We start from the raw sequence: 21,864 nt of genomic DNA, 5'->3' as shown, positions 1-21,864 counted from the left end.
AAAGTAGGTGTATCTATGCAATACAAGGAGTATGGGGATGCTAACAATCCTTTCATGATGTTTATTCATGGAGGGGGCGTTGGAGGGTGGATGTGGGATCAGCAAGTTCGCCATTTTTCCCATTATCACTGTGTTATACCTGAGCTAATGACATACAATCCATTTTCCATTGAACAAAGTGCGAAAGAGCTTCTTCTGCTTATTGAGAAAAAAGCCAATGGGAAGCCTGTTATAGTAATTGGTTTCTCTTTAGGAGCGCAAATCGCTATTCAAATGCTAAGTCTACAGCCTAGTTTAATCGATTTTACGATCATCAATAGTGCGCTCGTGATACCCTCTCCTACTGTAGAAAGGATGCTTCAACCGTTTATTCGGCTGTCATTTCCGCTTATAAAAAATAAAACATTTGCGAAACTTCAAGCAAAAGCCCTGTACATTCAAGAAGATTATTTTGAGCGTTACTATCAAGAGAGTGCCACGATGAAAGTAGATACATTGATTCAAATTTTGCGAGAAAATATGTCATTTTCCATCCCAGCTGACTTTAACAAAGCTCAAGGAAAGATCCTAATAACTGTGGGAGAAAAAGAGAAAAGCAACATGAGAAAATCCGCTAAAGCACTTGTGCAAAGTCATCCAAATAGCAAGGGTGTGTTATTGAAGAACATCGGTCACGGCGTCTCATTAGCCCAGCCTGCATTTTTTAATCGCTTTGTAGAGAATTGGATTAAGGATGGTCAATTACCTGAAGGGACAGTTATTCGGTAGGGGAACCCCATTACGAATCGTCATCCATAATGGAGTTGATGTATGGATCATTGAAAATAGTGAGGATATAAGTGTTTATGCTGCAATATCCATTCCTTCATCTCTATCATCATTTCTTCGTAGCTAGGGACAATAAATGAAAAGTCATTTCTTGTATTTATTAATGTTTTATTGATTTGAACAAGGTGATGAGGAAGAATTTTTATACTGTTGTTCAGTAAGTGCTTATTAAATAGATGCAGTAGATCGTGTTTAGAAATATTTGTCGTATTGACGAGATGATAGAGTCCTGTTAAATCTTGTTGTGCAGCACGTTCAATGGCTTTAGCCAAAGTAAGTGTTGTCACTCCCGTCCAAATAGCACCCGAATAGCCATAGACGGGACTTTTTTGTTGCATAAACCAATTGAAGAGTCCGATGCCATCCTTTTTCAAATCAGGACCAATTATGGAATTACGAAATGTTATGTGCTTGTCGTTATTCACTTCCCCTATACCTTTGGTGCGGTCATAAAAGGTTTCCCCGTCTAGTACACTATTTTCATAGTAGGGAGCACTTTTGCCTGAAAATACGCAGTCGGTACTTAGATGAATAAGCTTTGTGTGACGATTTTCAAGGAGAGATACAATGGCATGCGGTAAATAGCTATTCAGTAAAACACTTTGGGCAGGATGAGCCTCACAAGCATTGTTTAAAACACCAATACAATTAATGACGACATCTACCTCATTGTCTAGTAGTAGCGACCTTAAAAAATGGGAGTCTGTCACATCACCTGTTCTATTATTGCCATAGGGAAAAGGGGTTCGAGAGTATGTTGTTACATCATGCCCTTGTTCACATAAATAGATGGCAATGGTATGACCAGCCATGCCTGTAGCACCGAGCACTAAAAATTTCATGGTTTTCCTCCTGTCCAATGAAGGAGCTCTTCTTGTATAAGAGGCAATGTTAATAGCTTTACTTTAATGTCAGCCACACTTAATTGTTGGGTATTGTTGGAGTTATATTCATCCGTTAATGTAATTTTTGGAGAGCCCTCATCGAGGTATTTTCCATAATTTAAATCCCGATTATCCGCGGGGATTCGATAGAAATGGCCCATATCAATAGCTTTTGCTGCTTCCTCCTTCGTACATAATACTTCATACATTTTTTCTCCGTGCCGTGTTCCGATAATTTGCATGGCGTTGTTTGCTTGAAAGATCTCAAGTAAAGCCTGTGCTAAATTTGCTATTGTGGCAGCAGGTGATTTTTGCACCATAATATCCCCGTTTTGAGCATGTGAGAATGCGTACAATACCAATTCTACCGCTTCCTCAAGGCTCATCATAAAACGTGTCATATGAGGGTCCGTAATCGTTAAAGGTTTCCCAGCCTTTATTTGTTCAATGAATAATGGGATAACCGAGCCTCGCGAAGCCATGACATTACCGTATCGAGTGCCACAAATTAGGGTATGGTGAGGGTCAACCATTCGTGACTTTGCAATAAACGTTTTTTCCATCATTGCCTTGGATATACCCATCGCATTGACAGGGTACGCGGCCTTATCTGTTGACAGGCAAATGATTTTCTTGACGCCAGCTTGAATGGCGGCTGTTAGTACGTGATCTGTTCCTAAAATATTAGTTTTCACAGCTTCTAAGGGAAAAAATTCGCAGGAGGGAACTTGCTTGAGAGCGGCGGCATGAAATACATAGTCAACATTATACATCGCATTGTGAATGCTTTGAATATCGCGGACATCCCCGATATAAAATTTAATTTTTGTATGCTGATAGTGTTTTCGCATATCATCTTGCTTTTTTTCATCCCTTGAAAAAATCCGAATTTCCTTGATATCCGTATTTAAGAATCGCTTTAATACGGCGTTCCCGAAAGAGCCCGTGCCTCCAGTAATCAATAATATTTTATCTGTAAACATTGTATAGTTCGTTACACCTCCTGCATGCTATTATTTCAATCCTCTTTGATGTAGGTCACATTCTGAGTTCTCCCTAGGGTAGTTGTACCAATAAGCAAATTCGTTAGTATATTTACTTGTCGGATTTTTATCCATCAGGGCGCAATTAAAATCCCAATCTCCTGCAATATCTTTGCGTATCGTAAATTTCGCATCTCCAATTAAACTTCTCCTGATAATCTTAAATTGCCCAGGCAAGGAATAACGGTTGGATTCATCTTTAATAAAAGCAAAGCCATTTTTAATAATCATGTTGTAGTAGTAAATATCAAATGTGCCATCCACTTGTGCTAGTACATTGCGAATAGCAGGTAAATAGTGGTCATCACTATCGATGATGGCTATATAATCTCCTGTTGCTTCTGCAATGCAGCGATTGTAGGCAACACTCGCACCTAAATTCGTTGGGTGAACGATGATTTTTAAAGCTGCACAGTTTTTCTGATAATCCTGTAAAATGGCTAGCGTATTGTCTGTAGAGCCATCATCTACCACAATAATTTCATAGGCATATTCTTTAGGAATACTATCAAGCATCGTTACGATCCATTCTTCGCTATTAAATGCAGGTGATAAAAAACTAATCTTCATCTGATCCCTCCATTCTATGTTCATTAGTAGAGTTGTTCCATGTGACTGAGTAGATCCTTTAATACAATATGCGTAGACGTAGTGCTACTGTAGGCAATTGCTTATTTTAGGATGTTTTTAAGAGAGTGTTTTTAGATAGAATTTTTATGTTTACTAGAGATATGGCATAAGAAAGATGAAAATTTACTAACATAAGCACATTTAGCAAGAGAGGTCATAAACTAGCGAGAGCGCTTTTTTTAGAAAGAGGGATACGATGACAAAAAGAATAGCATTTATTTGTAGCGTGGAATCTTACAAACTTTCGGATGCCCATATTTTCAAAGATTTGTGTCTAGTGCCTATTTTATTGGGGGAACATTTAGGCTATGAGGTCACTATTGTCACGACAGAAATGAATGAAGCTCTACTTCAACAAGTCTTTCCCACTGTAAAATTTGAGTCTGTACCATTTGAAGATGATTATGTGGTGAATATGAATGCTTATTTAGCCCAGCATGCAAGGGACATCGACATTGCCTTTGCTATTGGACCCTATCCATCCTATTTAGCTATTTTGAAAACCTATAAGCATTTTAATCCAAATGGCAAAATTTATATGAAATTAGATGTCAATCGATTTTGGCTAAATCGATTAAAAACCTATCCCTATTTTTTAGAGTTGTTGCAGCTTTGTGATCTCCTTACCTCTGAATGCATATCTATTCAAACAGCAATCAAAGACTTTTCACAATTGGATGTTAAACATATACCCAATGGTTTTTATGAACATTTTCCCACAGAGCCAGTGCCGTTTCACGAGAAAGAAAATAGAATTCTAACAGTTGGGCGATTGGATGCACCAGAGAAGCAAACAATTTTGACAGTCAAGGCATTTTTAGCAGCACAACTGCCAGATTGGGAGCTTCGTTTAGTAGGGCCGATGTCAGTCTCATTTCAAGAAGAGCTGAGACTATTACTAGATAGTCATCCGCTTGCCGCTCAAGTAACGATGGTAGGACCTATTTTTGATAAGGTTCAGCTAGAAGAGGAGTATCGTAAGGCTAAAATTTTTTGCTTAACGTCTTTAGTCGAATGCTATGCCCATGTCTTTGCGGAGGCAGCTAAAAATGGTTGCTATATCGTGACAACAGATGTGGATGGTGCTGCTGATATTACACAACAACAGCGTTTTGGTACAATCCATCCTACACATGATTGGGAGGCGATAGGTCGGACATTGCAACAAGTTGCAGCACAGGAATCATTATTGGCAGATACTTGTGTCCAGCTTCAAGCATTTGCCCGCAAGGAATTAAATTGGAGGCAGATCGTCAAGAAGGTTGCCAATTATTTAGGTGAATAAAAGTGAATCTTTTCTGGATTGAGAGGAGTATTCTTTTCTTTATACCAGTATTTCCTATATAATAAAAACTAGTTTTATAAAGCTAGACAATCATGGGTAGACACAAGGGGAGACTAGAATGGAAATACTACAAGCAACAATGGATGAACTAGAGGACTTAGCAAAACTGTTTGATGAATATCGTCAATTTTATGGAATTGAGTCAGATATAAGCAGTGCCAAGGCATTTTTACAATTACGATTGGCCTTGAAAGAATCCGTCATTTTTATCGCGCTGATGGATGACAAGATAATTGGATTTACACAATTATATCCAACATTTTCGTCCATTGCTTTACAGCGAGCCTATATTTTAAATGATATTTATGTAACAGAAGATGCTAGAGGCCTAGGGGTGGGCAAGGCATTGATGGAAAAGGTATTTCATTATTGTGAGCAACAGTATGCTCGCTATGTCACGTTACAAACGGCGGCTGATAATGTAAATGCACGTAAGCTTTATGAAAAGCTACAAATGAAGCAAGATGAATATTGTAATTATGTTAAATATTTTATGTAAGCCGAAGTGGTGAATCTCATCGTTGGATGAAAATACTTCTTTCAGATCATAAATATCCCCTAGATCGTTTTGATCTAGGGGATATTTTTAATTCTAACTATTTTATTTCAAGCGTATAGGGTTGTGTGCTAGCTTTGCCATCAAACTCACTTACTTCAATATAGTATTTGCCTGCATCAAGCTCCACCGTACCAACCTCGGCATCACCAACACCGTAAAGATCGAATGTTTTGACGGTTTTTCCGTTTGCATCTAACACTCGAATAACACCATCCAACGCTTTTTCTGTTTGGAGTGAGAAGAAGACTTCGCGTTTCTGATCGTTATTCCATTCAAAATAGTCTTTATCACCAAATGGTATACCTGCATTTAAATATTGCGTTGCAACCCATTTCTCATCCTTTTTCACAAGAACAGATGGCTTGCTAGGTACTCCATTTACTAATTTTGAATCCGCATCTTCATCCACATGCTTATGATCAAACAATGTTAATGTATAAGGCTGAATCGATACTTGGCCAAGCCCCATGCTGTTGACTAGAATAAAATAGCCTCGATCCTTCTTTGCCTTAAACGATGTATTTACATCGTTTGTACCCATCATTCCAAGTAACATTTCAAGAATATTATCACCTAAGCCAAATGGAATTTCTGTCTCCATTTCTTTGGCATCAATCTTCATATTGCCGTTCGTATCTTCGATAATAGCTCCTGCAAATTTCAAGTCTTTTTGCAGTTCTTTAGGTAGCTGAGCCAATTGTTCATTAGTAAAAGGAACTGAAGAAAGAAGCAGACTCATGACCTCATCATTGCCTTGTTGCTTATAGTAGTAATAATCTACATCATCTTGATAAATCAGGTGGTCTCTATAAGTAGTACCTGGTTGAATTTTTAGCGCTTTTGCTTCCTCATGATTGTTTGGATTGTACTCTGCTGGAATATCGCCTATTTTCTTTGTTTTCAATGTATAAGGCTCAGCAGATCGTTCTCCAGCATTGACAACGGCTACCACGTACGTTTTGTCCTTTTTCAATGGTATGACCTTTGCATCGTCTTCGTTACCAGCTGAACCAAGTAGTAGTGCCAGTATACCAAGGTCATTAGTTAAGGAAGAAACGGGAATTAATTCTTTTGTTTCTTCATCATATTCAAACACTGTACCTGTCGGCATTTGGTTCATGCCTTTCAAAAAGCTGAAGCTATAAAGGGCGTCTTCCTTCGCTTTAAATAAGAAATAATCCTCATCATAATCTGTTTGGAAATAAGCCTTTTGATCGTCACCTATTTCAAAGCGGATTGCTTGCTTAATGATAGGGTCAACATTTTCTAGATTGCCTGAAGCCGTAGGATTCAATAACATACTCATCAGGCTGTCAATTTCATTACGTTTTTTTATGTTGTTTTCTATAAGCGGTAATTGGCTCTCTGGAACATTTTCTTCGATCATGGCTTCATCTACAGGTAGACCATCCTCATCAGGTGGGAGGGAAACTACTTCACCTTTTAATGTGTAAGGGATCATCGATTCACTGATCGTTTCTTCTTTTTCGATGCCGCCACTAAAGAACATCTCCATAGAAAACTCGCTATTACTTTCATTAGATACACTTAAAACGTACTCTTGATCTGGAACAGCGTCGATAATCATACGAACCGGTTCACCTTTTGCTGTACCATAAGCGGTCTGCATTGGATAGGCTTCTTCTTCACCTTCATCATTTTCAGCTTGATCGATTTCTTCTGGTGGCACAGGATTAAAGTCATCTTTTAGATAAAGCTCCATAGAGGCAGTGACACCTGGAATTCCCGATAGATCAAATTGTAACGTCGTCGGTTTTTTGACAGAGAACGTGAAGTAATCTTGATCTTGTTGTTGATCTTTTGACAGTAATGTATAGTTTTTACCTGCTGTACTGTATGGGAACTTTTTAATAGGCTCCATCGTAGACTTGTCTATTGTATCAATTGGCAAGTCCTTCGTCGTTTGTGCTGTAAAAATGTAAGTAGATTTGCCTTTTAAACTATAGCTTCCATTATGATCTTTGACACCAATGACAAGCGTTCCCTTTTGATCTGCTTTAAATAGATAACCTTCTTTTTTTCCTACGCGAACATCATTGACATGGATAGGCTCTACATCACCAATCCCGCTATTTGGGTAGAAATATAAATCAAAGGCATAGTCGTATTTGTCAGCGCCTTTTAATGTTAATTGAGCATATTCATTTTCTTCTAAATCGACTTTATACCATTTCTTTTCGTCTTGCTGTTCAAAAGCACCCTGTTCTGTATTTAGCTTATTTTTAGCAAGGATCTTGGCGTTCTTAATACGATCTTCCTTTGTCTCTGAATAATGCTTAGGCAATTTATTTAAATCAAATTGTAATGCTTTTACAGGATCAACTAATCCGTGACCATAAGTAAGATCATAGCCTTTCTCGCCCAAATCTTGTGCGGTCATTTCTAAAATCGCTTCTATTTGATGCGGTTTTAAAGATGGGTCTTTGGATTTAAGAAGAGAGGCGATACCTGCCACGACAGGAGAGGCCATGGATGTTCCACTAAACTTGACAAAAGATGATCCTTTCTTCGCATCATGAACGGTACTATAAATGTCTTCACCTGGTGCAACAATATCCACAGATGGTCCGTAATTGGAGTAGCTTGATAGTTTGTTGCGTTCGTTTGTTGAACCAACACTAATGACACCTTCGAAAGAAGCGGGGAAGGAATATTCATCTGTCGATTCATTTCCTGCGGCCGCCACAATTGTAATCCCACTATCAATCGCTTTCTGAACGGCTTCCTTCATCAGGGGAGATTCACCATAGCCTCCTAGACTCATATTAATGACGTCAACGCCCTGCTCAATTGCATAAAGAATACCCTGTGCAATGATGAAATCATTAGCACCTTCTTTGCCGTTAAATACATCAATTGGCAGTAACTTTGCATTCGGATTAATCCCATGCCCACCTACGCCATTATCTTTTGCTGCGGCGATAATACCTGCCACATGTGTTCCGTGATCGCCTGAATAAGTAGTATTAGCAGGTGCTGCTGCATTATAGGGTGGAAGTACTTGTGACTTTAGATCGGGGTGTTTAAAATCTACACCAGAATCAATGACAGCAACTGTGACATCATGGTTGCCTGCTAATTCTAGTGCCTTATCCATTTGCAGTAAGTTTAAATGATACATCTCTTGTTTTTTAGGATCAGCTTCTTTATTAAAAGAATGATAGATGTAACTAGGAGATACACTTGATATTCCGTTTTGCTTTAAATAGTAAGAGACGGCTTTTTCGATCGATACGCCTTTATTTAGTTGTACAACATCATACCCTAATGAAGGAATGGAGCGGATGACCTTGGAGCCAATTTTTTTATGTACGTTTTTATCAAGACCTGAATGCTTGATAACAATTGTATCCTTACTCATCCATTTTTCTTCATTCTTCTCTGTTTGTTTCGCACTGTTTGCCAGCATGTTTTTCGCTTTATGCTGAGGTGCCTCAGCAAAGGCAGAAGCAGCAGGAACCATGAGTGCAGCAGATGCTACAACAGCGACTGATTTTTTATACCAACTTTTCAATTGTTATCTCTCCTTGGTGTTATAAATTAAATCTCGACTATATTAATACGGACAAAGATTAGAAAAGTTTCGTAATGGAGGAAAATTTTTCTTTGCTATTTTAATTTTTGGTAGGTATAACGAAAAAACCTAGCATTATTAAAAGCTTTAGATCTGTTCTATTAATTGTTGTAGCTCCTGCTTGGAACGAGGGATGTTGATATTTTCCTGCAATAGCTTCTTTTTTTGCAAAGCTATGACCATTTCAAAAATCCATGGACGTTCAAGATGCGCGCGATGTAACAATTCGTCTTCATAAAACAAGGTGATTGGATCACCGTTATAAATAATTTTTCCAGCCTCCATAACAATGATTAGATCTGCCCATTCATAGGCGAGAGGTATGTCATGGGTTGCTAGTAAAATGGTTCTCTCACCATCATCTAATTTGGCTAAGTATTGTAATACTTGTGTAGCATAATAATTATCAAGACCGGCTGTTGGTTCATCTAACAAAAGGACAGAGGGCTCCATCGCTAAAACACCTGCCATTGCTACACGTTTTTTCTGACCTACGCTTAAAAAATGAATGGGTTTATCAAGCAAATCTTCCACTTCGGTTTGCGCAACGGCCCATGCTATTTTTTCTTCCGTTTTTTCAGTAGACCAGCCGAGATTCAATGGGCCAAATGCTATATCTTGCTTGACGGTCCCTGAAAAAAGCTGATGATCTGCATTCTGAAAAACAATGCCGACTTTTTGGCGTAGGGCCTTTAAAGCTTTTCGACTATATTCCAGATCGTTGCCTTCGAATACAATCGTCCCAGCTGTAGGTTTTAAAATACCGTTAAGATGCTGAAATAAAGTCGATTTTCCTGCGCCATTATGTCCGAGTATGGCGATTTTTTTACCTTTTGGAATGTCTAATGTTATATCTGACAACGCCTTCGTACCATCCGCATAGGCATAAGATAATTGGTTGAGTTCAAAATAAAATGCTGTCATGTAAAATACCCTCCATATACGATGAGGACTAGTAAAATAGCTGCCATGCCTAGCCAATTTTTCTTGCTATAAGAGCCCATCTCTTGCCAGTAGACGGCCTCGCCTCCACGTGATTGCATGGCATTGTTGAGCTCTCGGCTACGCTGAAACATTTCCACAAATAATGCCACAATAAGCATGGAGACAGAGCGTAGCCATTGCATCGGTGAATGATAGCCAAGACGTGCTTGCTGGGCGAGATGTATATTTTGCATGCTTTCTAAAAACATAAAAATAAAACGATAGATTAGTTCGACGAGCTCCACTAATAAAGAGGGGAGTCGCCATTGTCGTAGCACATAACATATTCCTTGTACGGAAGTGGTTAGAATTAAAAAGTATAAACAACTAATGCTACCAAGGACAATAAAGAACAGCTGTTGCGCTGCTAACACACTTGCATTCCCAATAAAGACAGTCCAATTCCTAAATGTAAACGACCAAATATGGGCAGGGAGTGTATTCGTTGATGATGTAAAGGAAAGTAAAATAGATACGAGACTTGTTAATAAGAAAAAGCTAGGTAGCAATAATAATTTGCCGTAGTATGCAAGCGGAATTTTTGCACCTAAAATGATAAAAGCACTCATTACAAAAAATGTAATGAGTGAAAGTCGTTCATCTCTCATGATGAGCGTTATGAGAAGTAGTCCAAGTGAAAATATCATTTTTTCTAGCGGATGAACGGACGCTAGCTTATTCAGATAGGCATACTTATCAATGAGTAACATAATGGTTAACCTTCTTTGTGTTTGCCACGCATATAGCCGATGAAGTAGCCAATAAAGCCAGCTCCTATAGCTGCCTGTAGCACGAATAATAAGCTTTCGATTTCACCACTTGGTGGCTCCCATAGACTTTCAAACCATGGTTCATATTCCGCATTAATTTCACCAATAGCTGCTTCTGCTTCTCCATCAGCACCACCAAATTCAGCACCTTTTTGTATGAATAAGGGAATGATGGCTAACAACACAACAATTGCTAATAACAATAAATTTTTTTTCATTTGTTAATGTGCCTCCTTTGTTGAGAAAACACGTAACGTTTTTAATTCGCTAACATTGTATTTTTTCAAGAAATTCATCACAATGACCGTTAAAATTCCTTCACTCACTGCTAAAGGAATTTGAGTTAAGGCAAAAATACCTGCAAACTTTGTAAAGGATGCCATAAAGCCTCCAACCTCTGAAGGAAAGGCTAGTGCTAGTTGTACAGAAGTCACAATGTATGTACCTAAATCACCAAGCATAGCTGCAAAGAATATGGCTAGTGAAAATGACAACCCTACTTTTTGAGCCCCTTTAAAGACAAAGTAAGCAATAAAAGGACCAACAATAGCCATAGAAAAGGCATTAGCCCCTAAAGTTGTAATTCCTCCATGAGCTAATAATAAAGATTGAAATAATAAAACGATTGTTCCAATTACACTCATTGCTAGAGGGCCAAAGAGTACTGTCCCAAGTCCTACACCAGTTGGGTGAGAACAACTACCTGTAACTGAAGGGATTTTTAGGGCGGATAGCACAAAGGCAAAGGCTCCTGAAAGCCCCAAAAGCATTTTTGTTTCAGGATTTTCATCAATGGTTTTTCGAATAGAACGCAATCCTAGAATGATAAATGGGATAGAGATCACCCACCAAAAAATAGCCCATTCGATTGGTAAAAAACCTTCCATGATATGCATGGCAAAGGCACGTTTTGGCACGATTAAAAAGGCCAGTAAAAAATAACTAAGTTTCCACCATGATAATGTCAAAAAGCTTTCCTCCTAACTAATTAATAGATTTTTAGAATATTGCGTGCGTAATTAAAAAAAGCACTTCTCCTTAGGTGGAAAAGTGCATAGCTAAAAAAGCAAATAACAGTCTCATCTGCTAAGCCGCACACCTATCCTCGTAGGTTGAAACGATCACTTATTTTTCGGCAGGTCTCCTGGCTCTAGTTCAATGCTTTATAGGTCTTCCCATCCGTTGGACAGTGACATATTCTATAAAGCTCCCTATTACAGTGGCGGGACCGCGCCGGACTCAAACCGGCTTCCCTTTTAAGCAAAATGACAAGCACTTTGCACCGAAAAACATTCAAATTGTGAGATTTCACGACAAAGTGTAACATGAATTTCCATAAATATGCTATACCTTTTATGAAATTTTTTAAATTAAAGGTCAACGGTGAATATTCTGATAAAATTTTGTGCGCAAATTATATAGATTGTATAAAATTCATACCTAGTTCCATTCAAAATTGATAAATTTGTCATAAATTTTTAAAGAAATATTGAAATTTTAAAATAATAAGATATGATAAAGACAGTTTTCTATTTAAAATTCTAATAAAAATTTCATATAAAACGTCAATAAGTGCTCGAATAGTTCGAGATAATAGGGAAATTGGTGAAAATCCAATACAGCCCCCGCTACTGTAATAGCTGATGAAATCGCAAAGCCACTGGTACAAACTTGGGAAGGTGCGACAGTAAAATGAAGCTTAAGTCAGGAAACCTGCTTATTTGATTGTGCATGCAAACTTTTCGGAGGGAGAAGTTGAAGCGAAAGCGGGTACCTGTATTTCATTCTATTCGTTTTTATTTGGCTTCTACAAAACCTTTACTCTTCGTTATAGAGTAAAGGTTTTTCTTTTTCCAAAAAGCAAATGAGGGGAGACAGAAGATGACAACTTGGAATTTAGAGGGGATGAAAACACATCTCTTTATTTGCAATGGCAGTAGCTGCATGAAAAAGGATGGGGAGGAAATTACCTTAGCCATTCGAGATGAGATACAGCGGCAAGCACTCGATCAGGAAATACATACGACAAGAACGCGCTGTAATGGACGCTGCAAGGATGCTTGTGTGGTAATCGCTTATCCTCAAGGAAACTGGTATCGTGTGCCATCAACAGAGCATGCTAGAACACTAGTACAAGATTTACATCATGAATCCTTATACAACGAACATGTCTTTACACTTCGTGAAGGTACATTACAGCGTACTGCTCAAACAACTGCCATTAAAGGGATCGAAAAGGTGAAAGAGGGGTAACAACATGGCGCAAAAAGGAAAAATTTTCGTAGTAGGCTTTGGACCTGGAGATTTTAAGCATATTACGACACGTGCAGTAGAGGCTTTACAACAAAGTGATATGATTATAGGCTATAAAACCTATGTAGAGCTGATTCAAGATTTAGTAAGTGCAAAATCGATTGTTAGTACAGGCATGACAGAAGAAGTGTCGCGTGCACAGGAAGCCGTTCGTCAAGCCGAAGCAGGGAGCATCGTCTCAGTAATTTCGAGTGGTGATGCAGGCGTCTATGGCATGGCGGGTTTAGTCTATGAGGTGTTAATTGAGCTAGGCTGGACAGAAGCAACAGGAATTGAAGTAGAAATTGTTCCTGGGATTTCTGCGATTAATTCATGCGCTAGCATACTTGGTGCACCTATTATGCACGATGCTTGTACAATCAGTTTGAGTGACCATCTAACACCTTGGAATTTAATTGCAAAGCGTGTCGAGGCAGCTGCAATGGCGGACTTTGTCATTGCTTTATACAATCCTAAAAGTGGACGTCGAACAAGACAAATTGTCGAGGCTCAACGAATACTCTTAGAATATCGTTCGCCAGACACACCAGTAGGGCTTGTGAAAAGTGCCTATCGAGAACGTCAAGAAGTGACCATGACAACACTAGCAGAAATGCTAGAACATGATATTGGTATGTTGACAACTGTCATTATCGGGAATTCGTCAACATTTTTCTATGACAATAAGATGATTACGCCCCGCGGTTACCAACGTAAATATACCCTGGGTGAAGAGAAACAGCCATTACGTCCACATCAACGTTTACGCGAAGAAAATGAACCTTGGGCAATGAACCAAGAGACGGGAACAGCGCGAAATGACTTTACGGCTGACCCTAATGCAGGGCGCTTTAATAAACCCAGTATAGCCGTTACGCCAAAGCCGAAAAAAACAGCTCTTGAAATGGCTACAGCGGCACTTGCAATGGTAAAAGGGACAAGCGCAGTCAAAGTAACACCGAAGCTTGTACAGCAAAAAATAGAATCTATTTTTGAATTAGCAGTAAGTCCTGGTGTAGCCAATAAGTTTTTTACTCCCCAGCAAATGATGATGTTAGCGGAGGTCGTTGGGGATGAGGGGACGATGGAATACACACCAGATCATCAAATTCATTTGAAAATACCAACGACTGCCCCTGAACAGATCACAGAGAAATTACAGGAAGTAGGGTTTTTATTAGCTCCGATTGGTGATGTGTTATCACTGAAGGCTTGTGATTTTTGCTACGGTGAAAAGGCTGATTCAATACCATATGCAGAGGAAATACAAGAAAAACTAGGCGGTATGTCCTTACCAAAGACATTAAATATTGGCTTTAATGGCTGTGGGATGGCCTGTTATCGGGCTGTATTTGATGATATTGGCATCGTCTACCGCAAAAGTAAATTCGATGTCTTTATTGGAGCAAAACCAGTCGGTCGTACAGCACACGCAGCACAGCCTGTTGTAGAAGGGCTGGAGCCTGAGCAACTAATTCCACTCATTACAGATATTATTGAAGAATATAAAGCAAATGCTCATCCAAATGAACGCTTATTTAAATATTTTAAACGTGTGAAAAAAATACTGCATTTTACGTATCAAGATATGTCTTCCAAAATAAAAGTAGAGCCAGCTCCGTGCGGCGACTAGTAAGGAGTAGAGAGATGAAAGCTATTTTATTTGTCGGCCATGGGAGCCGTTTAGCAGCAGGAAATGATGAGGTTCGTACATTTATCGAACAAATGACACCGCGTATTGATGAACAATTTTTAGTGGAAACTTGTTTCCTTGAATTTGCTTCACCTAACATCGAAGAAGGTATTACAAACTGTGTGAAAAAGGGAGCTACAGAGGTACATGTAATTCCAATCATTTTACTGCATGCAGGCCATTCAAAACTGCATATTCCAGCGGAAATCGAGCATGCACGTGAGCATTATCCAACGATTACCTTCACATATGGTCAAACAATTGGTATCCATGATGAAATCTTTGCCATTTTACAAGATCGCCTAGCTGAAATTGGCTTTAATTCAGAACAAGAGCAGGAAGACACAGCGATTTTATTGATTGCACGAGGTGGCAGTGATCCATCTGCTAATGGTGATTTTTATAAAATCACGCGACTTTTATGGGAAAAACTACCTGTAAAATACGTAGAAAGTGCTTTTATGGGTGTCACAGATCCACGAGTTGAAGAAGGAATTGAACGTTGTGTCAAACTAGGTGCAAAAAAAATCATCATGTTACCATACTTTTTATTCACAGGCATTTTGATGGAACGCATGCATGGCATGTGTGAGAAGTTTAATGAACTTTATCCAGATTGTGATATTCAAATTGCTAACTATTTTGGCTACCATGAACGGTTACAAAATGTTTTATTAGAGCGTATTGAACAGGCAATCAACGGTACATCAACAGGTATGCAAGATCTAGAAGATTATCGCGCCTATGCGGCAGTACATGGACATGCACATCATCATCACCATCACGATCACGATCATGGACATGCGCATCATCATCATCATCACGACGATCACGATCATGGGCATGACCATCATGACCATCACCATCATCATGAAGAGGAGCCGGTAAAATGATTTTCATGTTAGCAGGGACAAGTGATGCAAGGGATCTAGCCCTTGCATTACAAAGCGCAGGTTATGCGGTAACCGCTACGGTCGTCACTGAATCGGCAGCCTCTAGTCTTGCTGACGTTGGCCTGCCACATTTAATCGGTAGACTGACAGCTGAGGAAATGGCGACCATCATGACAGAGCAGGGCTATCAATTGGTGGTAGATGCTTCTCATCCATTTGCGGAGGAAGCCTCTAAAAATGCGATGGCAGCGGCAGAGCAGGCAAAGATTCCTTATATTCGCTATGAAAGAGCTCATGAACATTATGCCCATCCTTTGATTACTGTTGTAAAGGATTATGAGGAGGCAGCTCAGCTAGCTGCAGAAAAACGCGGTGTCATTATGCTAACGACAGGTAGTAAAACACTCGCTACATTTACAAGGGTTTTACAGGGCTTAGAAAACACAAGAGTAATCGCTCGTATGCTTCCACGACTGGATAATATGGAAAAATGTGAGGCACTTGGCGTGGCGCAGCGAGATATTGTGGCTATTCAAGGTCCGTTTTCAAAGGAATTAAATGAAGCTCTATTTCGTCAATACGGAGTGACGTTGATGATTACCAAAGAAAGCGGTAAAGTGGGCTCAGTTGATGAGAAGCTAGAGGCAGCTCTCGCATGCCAGATTGAAACGATTCTTATTGCACGACCAAATATACAGTACGGCCAACAATATTCAACATTTGAAGAAGTATTACAGGCTGTTGAACATACAATTTAGGAGGCATTTTCCATGGATTTTAAAACAGATTTTAAACCATTAACGGTAGACCCAGATAAAATTTACGATTACAGTTTCTCTATTATTGCAGAGGAAATGGGCGAGCATGACTTCTCAGAAGATGAATGGAAAGTTGTACGTCGCATTATTCATGCATCAGCTGATTTCGAGCTAGGCCGTAGTGTCATCATTACACCAGGTGCTATTGAAGCGGGTATCAAGTCTATTCTTGCAGGACGTCATGTCATTGCAGATGTGCAAATGATTGAAAGTGGCTCTGGTAAAAAGCGTTTCCAAAAGCATGGTGGTGATTTGCATTGCTATATTGCGGATGAAGATGTATCAATAGAAGCGAAAAAACAAAATACAACACGTGCCATTATTTCGATGCAAAAGGCATCAAAATTACATGAAGGTGGTATTTATGCCATTGGTAATGCACCAACTGCATTGCTGGAATTGATTCGATTAATTAAAGAAGGGCTAGCAAAACCAGATTTAATTATCGGTATGCCTGTTGGTTTTGTGTCAGCAGCTGAGTCAAAAGAAGAGCTGCTTAAACTAGAAGGGATTCCGTACATTACAAATGTTGGTCGTAAAGGCGGTAGTACAGTGACGGTTGCTGCTTTAAATGCCATCTCACTTTTAGCGGACGAACAGGCGAAAAAATAATGGAGCGGAAGCCAAAAAAGGACCCCAAGGACATGCGTCACGGTTATACGACGGGAGCCTGTGCAACTGCTGTATCAAAGGCTGCACTGCTTGCCCTTATTACTAAGGAGGAGCAAGAGACAAGTACGATTCATTTACCTATTGGTCGAGATGCAACCTTTACAATTGAAAAATGCATATTTGAAGAAAATGCTGTCAGCTGTGAAACGATTAAAGATGCTGGTGATGATCCTGATGCGACCCATCAGGCACTCATCGTTGGCACAGTGAGCTGGGCAGATACACCTGGGATTCATTTAGATGGAGGTATTGGCGTCGGGCGTGTCACAAAGCCTGGCCTGCCAGTGCCTGTCGGAGAGGCAGCCATTAATCCTGTACCCCGTAAAATGATTTATAGCACGGTCCAAGGTGTGTTGGACGAATTTCACATTACTCGAGGCGTGAATGTGGTGATTTCTGTACCTAAGGGAGAGGAGATTGCTAAAAAAACGTTAAATGGACGACTCGGTATACTTGGGGGCATCTCAATCTTAGGCACAAGGGGAACCGTCGTGCCTTTTTCGAGTTCTGCTTATATGGCCAGTATTGTCCAAGCCATCAGTGTAGCGAAAGAGGCTGGCTGTGAGCATTTAGTGGTGACAACAGGTGGACGAAGTGAGAAGTTTGCGATGAAACAATACCCACATCTAGCAGAAGAAGCGTTTATTGAAATGGGTGACTTTGTAGGTTTTACATTAAAGCATTGTAAGCGTCTAGGCATCAAACAAGTTTCACTTGTTGGGATGATGGGGAAATTTTCTAAAGTCGCACAAGGAGTCATGATGGTGCATTCCAAAAGTGCACCAATCGATTTTAATTTTTTAGCACAGCTGGCAAAGGATATAGGGGCAGATAGAGAAACGATAGCACAAGTTCTGGAGGCAAATACAGCTTCACAAGTAGGTGAGATGATGATGGAGAAGGGCTATGATGCGTTCTTCCATCGTTTATGTGAGGCCTGCTGCTATTCCTCTATCCATCATATTAAGGGCGGTTTAACGCTTTCCACATCGATCTATTCGATGCAGGGACAATTATTAGGAAGGGCTGATGACATTGCATCGATCGATGAAGTTGATTGGGATCGGGGATAACGGATTAGCAAGCTTATTACCTCAATACCTTCAGTGGATTGAAGACTGTGAGGTACTTGTTGGTGGTGAGAGAGTACTTGATTTTTTCCCAGACTATAGGGGTGAAAAAATCCTGATAAAAGGAGGTCTTTCAACACTTGTTGAAAGATTGTCTGAAGAAACAAGAAATACCGTGATTCTTGCATCTGGAGATCCATTATTTTATGGCATCGGAGGCTACTTAGCAAAAAAGCTACAAATAGAGGTTTATCCCTATATGAGCTCTGTCCAGCTTGCCTTTGCGAAAATGGGAGAGAGCTGGCAGGATGCTTACGTAACGAGTATTCATGGACGACCAATGAAGGGCCTGGCACAGCGAATTGATGGCAAAAAGAAAGTGGCACTTTTAACCGATGCAGAGAATAGTCCGAATGCTCTTGCTAAATATCTAAAGCATTTTGGTATGACGGAATATCGTGCGTTTGTCGCCGAAAATTTACAGGGCGACAACGAAAAAAGTGGCTGGTACTCGCTCGATGAAATGGAAGTTACTCATTTTTCTCCTTTAAATGTCGTGATTTTAAAACAAACAATAGCACCGAAACGCTACACGTTCGGGATTGATGATGAGGAATTTTCACAACGAAAGCCAGATAAAGGACTTATTACGAAGAAAGAAATTCGAGTTTTAAGTTTGCAAGCCATGCAGCTTCAACGGGATAGCATTATTTGGGATATTGGCACATGTACGGGATCAATGGCCATTGAGGCAGGTAAGCTTGCTCCTGAGGGACAAGTTTTTGCCGTAGAAAAAAATGCCCCTGATTTAGAAAACTGTCTTCAAAACCAACAAAAGTTTCGAGTCGATATAACTGCTATCCATAGTAAAGCACCAGAGGGTTTAGACAACTTTCCAGACCCTGATGCCATTTTCATCGGGGGCACTGGTGGTGAAATGGTTGAGTTACTGCAATTATGCTGTCAGCGTTTAAAGCAAAATGGGCGCATTGTCTTAAATGCGGCGACTATTGAAAATTTATATAAAGCTGTTGAGGCATTTAAAGCTTGTGGTTTTGCTGTTGACATTTTACAGGCTCAGCTGGCACGCAGTAAACCAATTTTAGATATGACACGCTTTGTTCCATTAAATCCAATATACATTATTTCCGCTTATCGAAAGGAAGAAAATCATGAGTAATCTAGGAATTTTATATGGCTTGGGCGTTGGTCCTGGCGATCCAGAATTAATTACAGTAAAGGCATTTCGAGTGATTCAGGAATCACCTGTTATTGCTTACCCAAAAAAGCTAAAAGGCAGTAAAAGCTATGCACATCGTATTGTAGATGTGTATATTAATCCAGAAGAAAAAGATATGCTTGGTCTTGTATTCCCAATGACGAAAGATGAGGCTGTTCTAGAACGTGAATGGACAAAGTCAGTAGAACTTGTCTACGAAAAATTACAAGCAGGCAAAGATGTAGCCTTTGTTACAGAGGGCGATCCATTATTGTATAGTACGTTTATTCATATGATGAAGCTAATGCAGGACAAGCATCCAGATGTCGAAATTCGCACGGTACCAGGAATTTCTTCGTTTAATGGCTCTGCATCACGCTTAGGCATTGCGTTAGCGGATGGTGATGATCGTGTTGCGATTATTCCTGCGTATGACAATTACGAAGCTATGCGTGAAGCGATTGAAACACATGATGCTGTTGTTTTTATTAAAGTGGCGAAAGTGATTGATTTAATGCTTGAAGTGCTACGCGATTTAGATTTATTAGATAAAGCATCCGTGGTGACAAAGGTAACATCTGATGAAGAAATCATTTGGGATGTGCGTGAGTTGGATGGTGTCGATTTAGAATATTTAACATTAATGGTGGTGCGTAAATAATGAAAAAAATCTATATTGTCGGCGCTGGTCCTGGTGATCCAGATTTAATTACAGTCAAAGGTTTACATATGTTACAAACAGCGGACGTTGTCATGTATACAGATTCTTTAGTGAGTGAGGACCTTATTGCGAAAGCTAGACCAGATGCGGAGGTCATTCGTACAGCTGGTATGCATTTGGAGGAAATGGTTGCTGTGATGGTGGACCGAGTCAATGCTGGTAAAACAGTGGCACGTATGCATACAGGTGACCCAGCGATGTATGGTGCCATTATGGAGCAAGTTGCGCTATTAAAAAAGGAAGGCATTGGTTATGAAGTCATTCCAGGAGTTAGCTCTGTATTTGCATCGGCCGCTGCAATCGGAGCTGAGCTAACAATTCCTGATCTAACACAAACCCTTATTCTAACACGTGCAGAGGGGCGCACACCCGTACCAGAATTTGAAAAGCTGCGTGATTTAGCGAGCCATCATTGTACAATTGCCTTATTCCTTAGTGCAACGCTGACGAAAAAAATTGTCAAAGAGCTACAAAGTGCTGGTTGGGCTGATGACACGCCTGTAGCAGTGATTCAACGAGCTTCATGGCCCGATCAAAAAATCGTACGAACAACTTTAATCGAATTAGATGAAGCGATGCGTGTGAATGGTATTCGTAAGCATGCGATGATTTTAGCGGGCTGGGCATTAGACCCGAACATTCATGATAAAGATCAATATCGTTCGAAGTTATATGATGCAAGCTTTACACACGGCTTTAGAAAAGGTGTGAAGACAAGTGATTGAGTTACAAGAGGGTGTGTTACCAGAGGTTGATCAACGTAATCCTTATGCCGTTGTAGCCATTACGAAGCATGGTGTCCAAATAGGACGTCGTCTGCAGCAAACCTTTGCAGCAAGTGATTTATATTATATGAGTAAATTTGAACAAGGCGATGAAGAAGAAAAGCATATTCAACTATTTACAGGAACAGTGCGCCTGCTATTGCCAACACTATTTAAGCAATATAAAGGGTTGATTTTAATTATTTCACTAGGGGCAGTTGTACGAATGATTGCGCCGATTTTAAAGGATAAAAAGACAGACCCAGGTGTTGTGGTGATTGATGATCGAGGGGAAAATGTGATTAGCGTATTATCAGGGCATTTAGGTGGTGCCAATGAGCTAACACACGAGGTGGCAGCTGCACTTGGTGCAAATCCGATTATTACAACGGCTTCTGATGTGCAAAAGACGATTCCAGTTGATTTATTTGGAGCCCGCTTTGGCTGGGTATGGGATAGTGCGGATAAATTGACACCAGTTAGTGCAGCTGTTGTAAATGAGGAACATGTAGCCATTGTACAGGAAACAGGCGAACGTGATTGGTGGATGCGAGATACACCGATGCCAGAGCAAATTAAAATCTATCCATCAACACAGGCAGCCATCCAAGCTACTCCCCATGCCACATTATTAATAACAGATCGAATCATTGAACCTGAAGAAGAGGTTCTTCTAGAAAACGGTGTTATTTATCGCCCAAAATCCATTGTGCTAGGAATGGGCTGTAACCGTGGTACATCTTTAGAGGAAATTGAACAAGTAATCGATGAAACCTTGGTAGAGCTAAAGCTTTCGAAAAAAAGTGTGAAAGCCTTATGCACGATTGATTTGAAGAAAGATGAGCAATGTTTCTTAGAGATTACGAAGAAATATGATTGGGAGTTCGTTACGTATACACCGGATGAATTAAATGAAATCGAATTTCCATCACCCTCTGAAACAGTCTTTAAATATACAGGTGCATACGGAGTGAGTGAACCAGCAGCTATGCGCTATGCACAGGTTCCATCACTTCTATTAGAGAAGAAAAAATCGGGTAATGCTACGATTTCAGTTGCTAGATACCTATTTTAAGGAGGAAGT

The 21,864-nt window shown here is 39.9% G+C and carries 21 protein-coding genes and 2 riboswitches; of the genes, 13 read left to right on the top strand and 8 right to left on the bottom strand.

Annotated elements, in window-relative coordinates; translation table 11 throughout:
• Window positions 1–15: 15 nt before the first annotated feature.
• Complete coding sequence (locus C7B89_RS06735) at window positions 16–768, top strand: alpha/beta fold hydrolase (RefSeq protein WP_048392335.1); 753 nt, start codon at window positions 16–18, stop codon at window positions 766–768.
• A gap of 47 nt (window positions 769–815) precedes the next feature.
• On the opposite strand, the gene C7B89_RS06730 is transcribed toward C7B89_RS06735, so the two are convergent.
• The 3 genes from C7B89_RS06730 to C7B89_RS06720 are packed head-to-tail and all read right to left on the bottom strand — an operon-like array spanning window position 816 to window position 3,325.
• Complete coding sequence (locus C7B89_RS06730; protein WP_048392336.1) at window positions 816–1,670, bottom strand: SDR family oxidoreductase; 855 nt, start codon at window positions 1,668–1,670, stop codon at window positions 816–818.
• Window positions 1,667–2,695 carry a polysaccharide biosynthesis protein gene (locus C7B89_RS06725; protein ID WP_054549192.1) on the bottom strand — a complete coding sequence of 343 codons (1,029 nt, stop codon included), beginning with the start codon at window positions 2,693–2,695 and terminating at the stop codon, window positions 1,667–1,669. The genes C7B89_RS06730 and C7B89_RS06725 overlap by 4 nt, the downstream gene beginning before the upstream one ends.
• 30 nt (window positions 2,696–2,725) lie before the next feature.
• Window positions 2,726–3,325, bottom strand: a complete 600-nt coding sequence (locus C7B89_RS06720; protein WP_016993848.1) for a glycosyltransferase family 2 protein — start codon at window positions 3,323–3,325, stop codon at window positions 2,726–2,728.
• Between the two features lie 256 nt (window positions 3,326–3,581).
• On the opposite strand from C7B89_RS06720, the gene C7B89_RS06715 reads away from it, so the two are divergent.
• Together C7B89_RS06715 and C7B89_RS06710 are read left to right on the top strand one after the other, a co-directional pair.
• Window positions 3,582–4,670: a glycosyltransferase family 4 protein gene (locus C7B89_RS06715; protein WP_115673362.1), complete on the top strand. Its 1,089-nt coding sequence runs from the start codon at window positions 3,582–3,584 to the stop codon at window positions 4,668–4,670.
• A 118-nt stretch (window positions 4,671–4,788) separates the two neighbouring features.
• On the top strand, window positions 4,789–5,229 hold the full coding sequence (locus C7B89_RS06710; protein ID WP_048392339.1) for a GNAT family N-acetyltransferase: 441 nt from the start codon (window positions 4,789–4,791) through the stop codon (window positions 5,227–5,229).
• 97 nt (window positions 5,230–5,326) lie between these two features.
• On the opposite strand, the gene C7B89_RS06705 is transcribed toward C7B89_RS06710, so the two are convergent.
• From C7B89_RS06705 to C7B89_RS06685, 5 genes are all read right to left on the bottom strand, one after another.
• Window positions 5,327–8,824, bottom strand: coding sequence for a S8 family serine peptidase (locus C7B89_RS06705; protein ID WP_115673361.1), 3,498 nt, complete (start codon window positions 8,822–8,824; stop codon window positions 5,327–5,329).
• A gap of 147 nt (window positions 8,825–8,971) precedes the next feature.
• Window positions 8,972–9,808, bottom strand: coding sequence for an energy-coupling factor ABC transporter ATP-binding protein (locus C7B89_RS06700; RefSeq protein WP_048392341.1), 837 nt, complete (start codon window positions 9,806–9,808; stop codon window positions 8,972–8,974).
• Window positions 9,805–10,578 (bottom strand): cobalt ECF transporter T component CbiQ, encoded by a 774-nt coding sequence (gene cbiQ / locus C7B89_RS06695; RefSeq protein WP_054549197.1) that lies wholly within the window; start codon window positions 10,576–10,578, stop codon window positions 9,805–9,807. The genes C7B89_RS06700 and cbiQ overlap by 4 nt, the downstream gene beginning before the upstream one ends.
• Window positions 10,579–10,583: 5 nt before the next feature.
• Window positions 10,584–10,856, bottom strand: a complete 273-nt coding sequence (locus tag C7B89_RS06690) for an energy-coupling factor ABC transporter substrate-binding protein (RefSeq protein ID WP_009370241.1) — start codon at window positions 10,854–10,856, stop codon at window positions 10,584–10,586.
• 3 nt (window positions 10,857–10,859) lie between these two features.
• The gene (locus C7B89_RS06685) at window positions 10,860–11,606 is read right to left on the bottom strand and encodes an energy-coupling factor ABC transporter permease (protein ID WP_115673360.1); all 747 of its coding nucleotides are present in this window, start codon (window positions 11,604–11,606) and stop codon (window positions 10,860–10,862) included.
• A gap of 149 nt (window positions 11,607–11,755) precedes the next feature.
• A riboswitch (cobalamin riboswitch) is annotated at window positions 11,756–11,940 on the bottom strand.
• A 251-nt stretch (window positions 11,941–12,191) separates the two neighbouring features.
• Window positions 12,192–12,373: riboswitch (cobalamin riboswitch) on the top strand.
• A gap of 146 nt (window positions 12,374–12,519) precedes the next feature.
• Here C7B89_RS06685 and C7B89_RS06680 point away from each other — a divergent pair.
• Genes C7B89_RS06680 through C7B89_RS06635 form a run of 10 tightly spaced genes read left to right on the top strand, consistent with a single transcriptional unit; the run spans window position 12,520 to window position 21,855 of the window.
• Complete coding sequence (locus C7B89_RS06680; RefSeq protein WP_004231296.1) at window positions 12,520–12,891, top strand: (2Fe-2S) ferredoxin domain-containing protein; 372 nt, start codon at window positions 12,520–12,522, stop codon at window positions 12,889–12,891.
• 4 nt (window positions 12,892–12,895) lie between these two features.
• Complete coding sequence (cobJ, locus tag C7B89_RS06675; RefSeq protein ID WP_115673359.1) at window positions 12,896–14,563, top strand: precorrin-3B C(17)-methyltransferase; 1,668 nt, start codon at window positions 12,896–12,898, stop codon at window positions 14,561–14,563.
• Window positions 14,564–14,577: 14 nt separating this feature from the next.
• A complete protein-coding gene (locus C7B89_RS06670) occupies window positions 14,578–15,516 on the top strand; it encodes a sirohydrochlorin chelatase (protein ID WP_115673358.1) in 939 nt (312 codons plus the stop codon).
• Entirely contained in the window at window positions 15,513–16,274 is a 762-nt protein-coding gene (gene cobK / locus C7B89_RS06665; RefSeq protein WP_048392346.1) for a precorrin-6A reductase, read from the top strand. Before C7B89_RS06670 ends, cobK begins: the two co-directional genes overlap by 4 nt.
• 12 nt (window positions 16,275–16,286) lie before the next feature.
• On the top strand, window positions 16,287–16,946 hold the full coding sequence (locus C7B89_RS06660) for a precorrin-8X methylmutase (protein WP_004231303.1): 660 nt from the start codon (window positions 16,287–16,289) through the stop codon (window positions 16,944–16,946).
• Window positions 16,946–18,079, top strand: coding sequence for a cobalt-precorrin-5B (C(1))-methyltransferase (locus tag C7B89_RS06655; RefSeq protein WP_048392348.1), 1,134 nt, complete (start codon window positions 16,946–16,948; stop codon window positions 18,077–18,079). The genes C7B89_RS06660 and C7B89_RS06655 overlap by 1 nt, the downstream gene beginning before the upstream one ends.
• Window positions 18,036–19,256 (top strand): precorrin-6y C5,15-methyltransferase (decarboxylating) subunit CbiE, encoded by a 1,221-nt coding sequence (gene cbiE, locus C7B89_RS06650; protein WP_115673357.1) that lies wholly within the window; start codon window positions 18,036–18,038, stop codon window positions 19,254–19,256. Before C7B89_RS06655 ends, cbiE begins: the two co-directional genes overlap by 44 nt.
• On the top strand, window positions 19,249–19,956 hold the full coding sequence (cobI, locus tag C7B89_RS06645; protein ID WP_004231310.1) for a precorrin-2 C(20)-methyltransferase: 708 nt from the start codon (window positions 19,249–19,251) through the stop codon (window positions 19,954–19,956). The genes cbiE and cobI overlap by 8 nt, the downstream gene beginning before the upstream one ends.
• Window positions 19,956–20,741, top strand: a complete 786-nt coding sequence (cobM, locus tag C7B89_RS06640) for a precorrin-4 C(11)-methyltransferase (protein ID WP_004231312.1) — start codon at window positions 19,956–19,958, stop codon at window positions 20,739–20,741. Before cobI ends, cobM begins: the two co-directional genes overlap by 1 nt.
• Entirely contained in the window at window positions 20,734–21,855 is a 1,122-nt protein-coding gene (locus C7B89_RS06635) for a cobalt-precorrin 5A hydrolase (protein WP_115673356.1), read from the top strand. The genes cobM and C7B89_RS06635 overlap by 8 nt, the downstream gene beginning before the upstream one ends.
• Window positions 21,856–21,864: the final 9 nt, after the last annotated feature.

The organism is Lysinibacillus capsici (assembly GCF_003367505.1).
Taxonomy (GTDB): domain Bacteria; phylum Bacillota; class Bacilli; order Bacillales_A; family Planococcaceae; genus Lysinibacillus; species Lysinibacillus capsici.
Note: the sequence above shows the minus strand (reverse complement) of the source record. Positions and strands in the feature narration are given on the sequence as shown.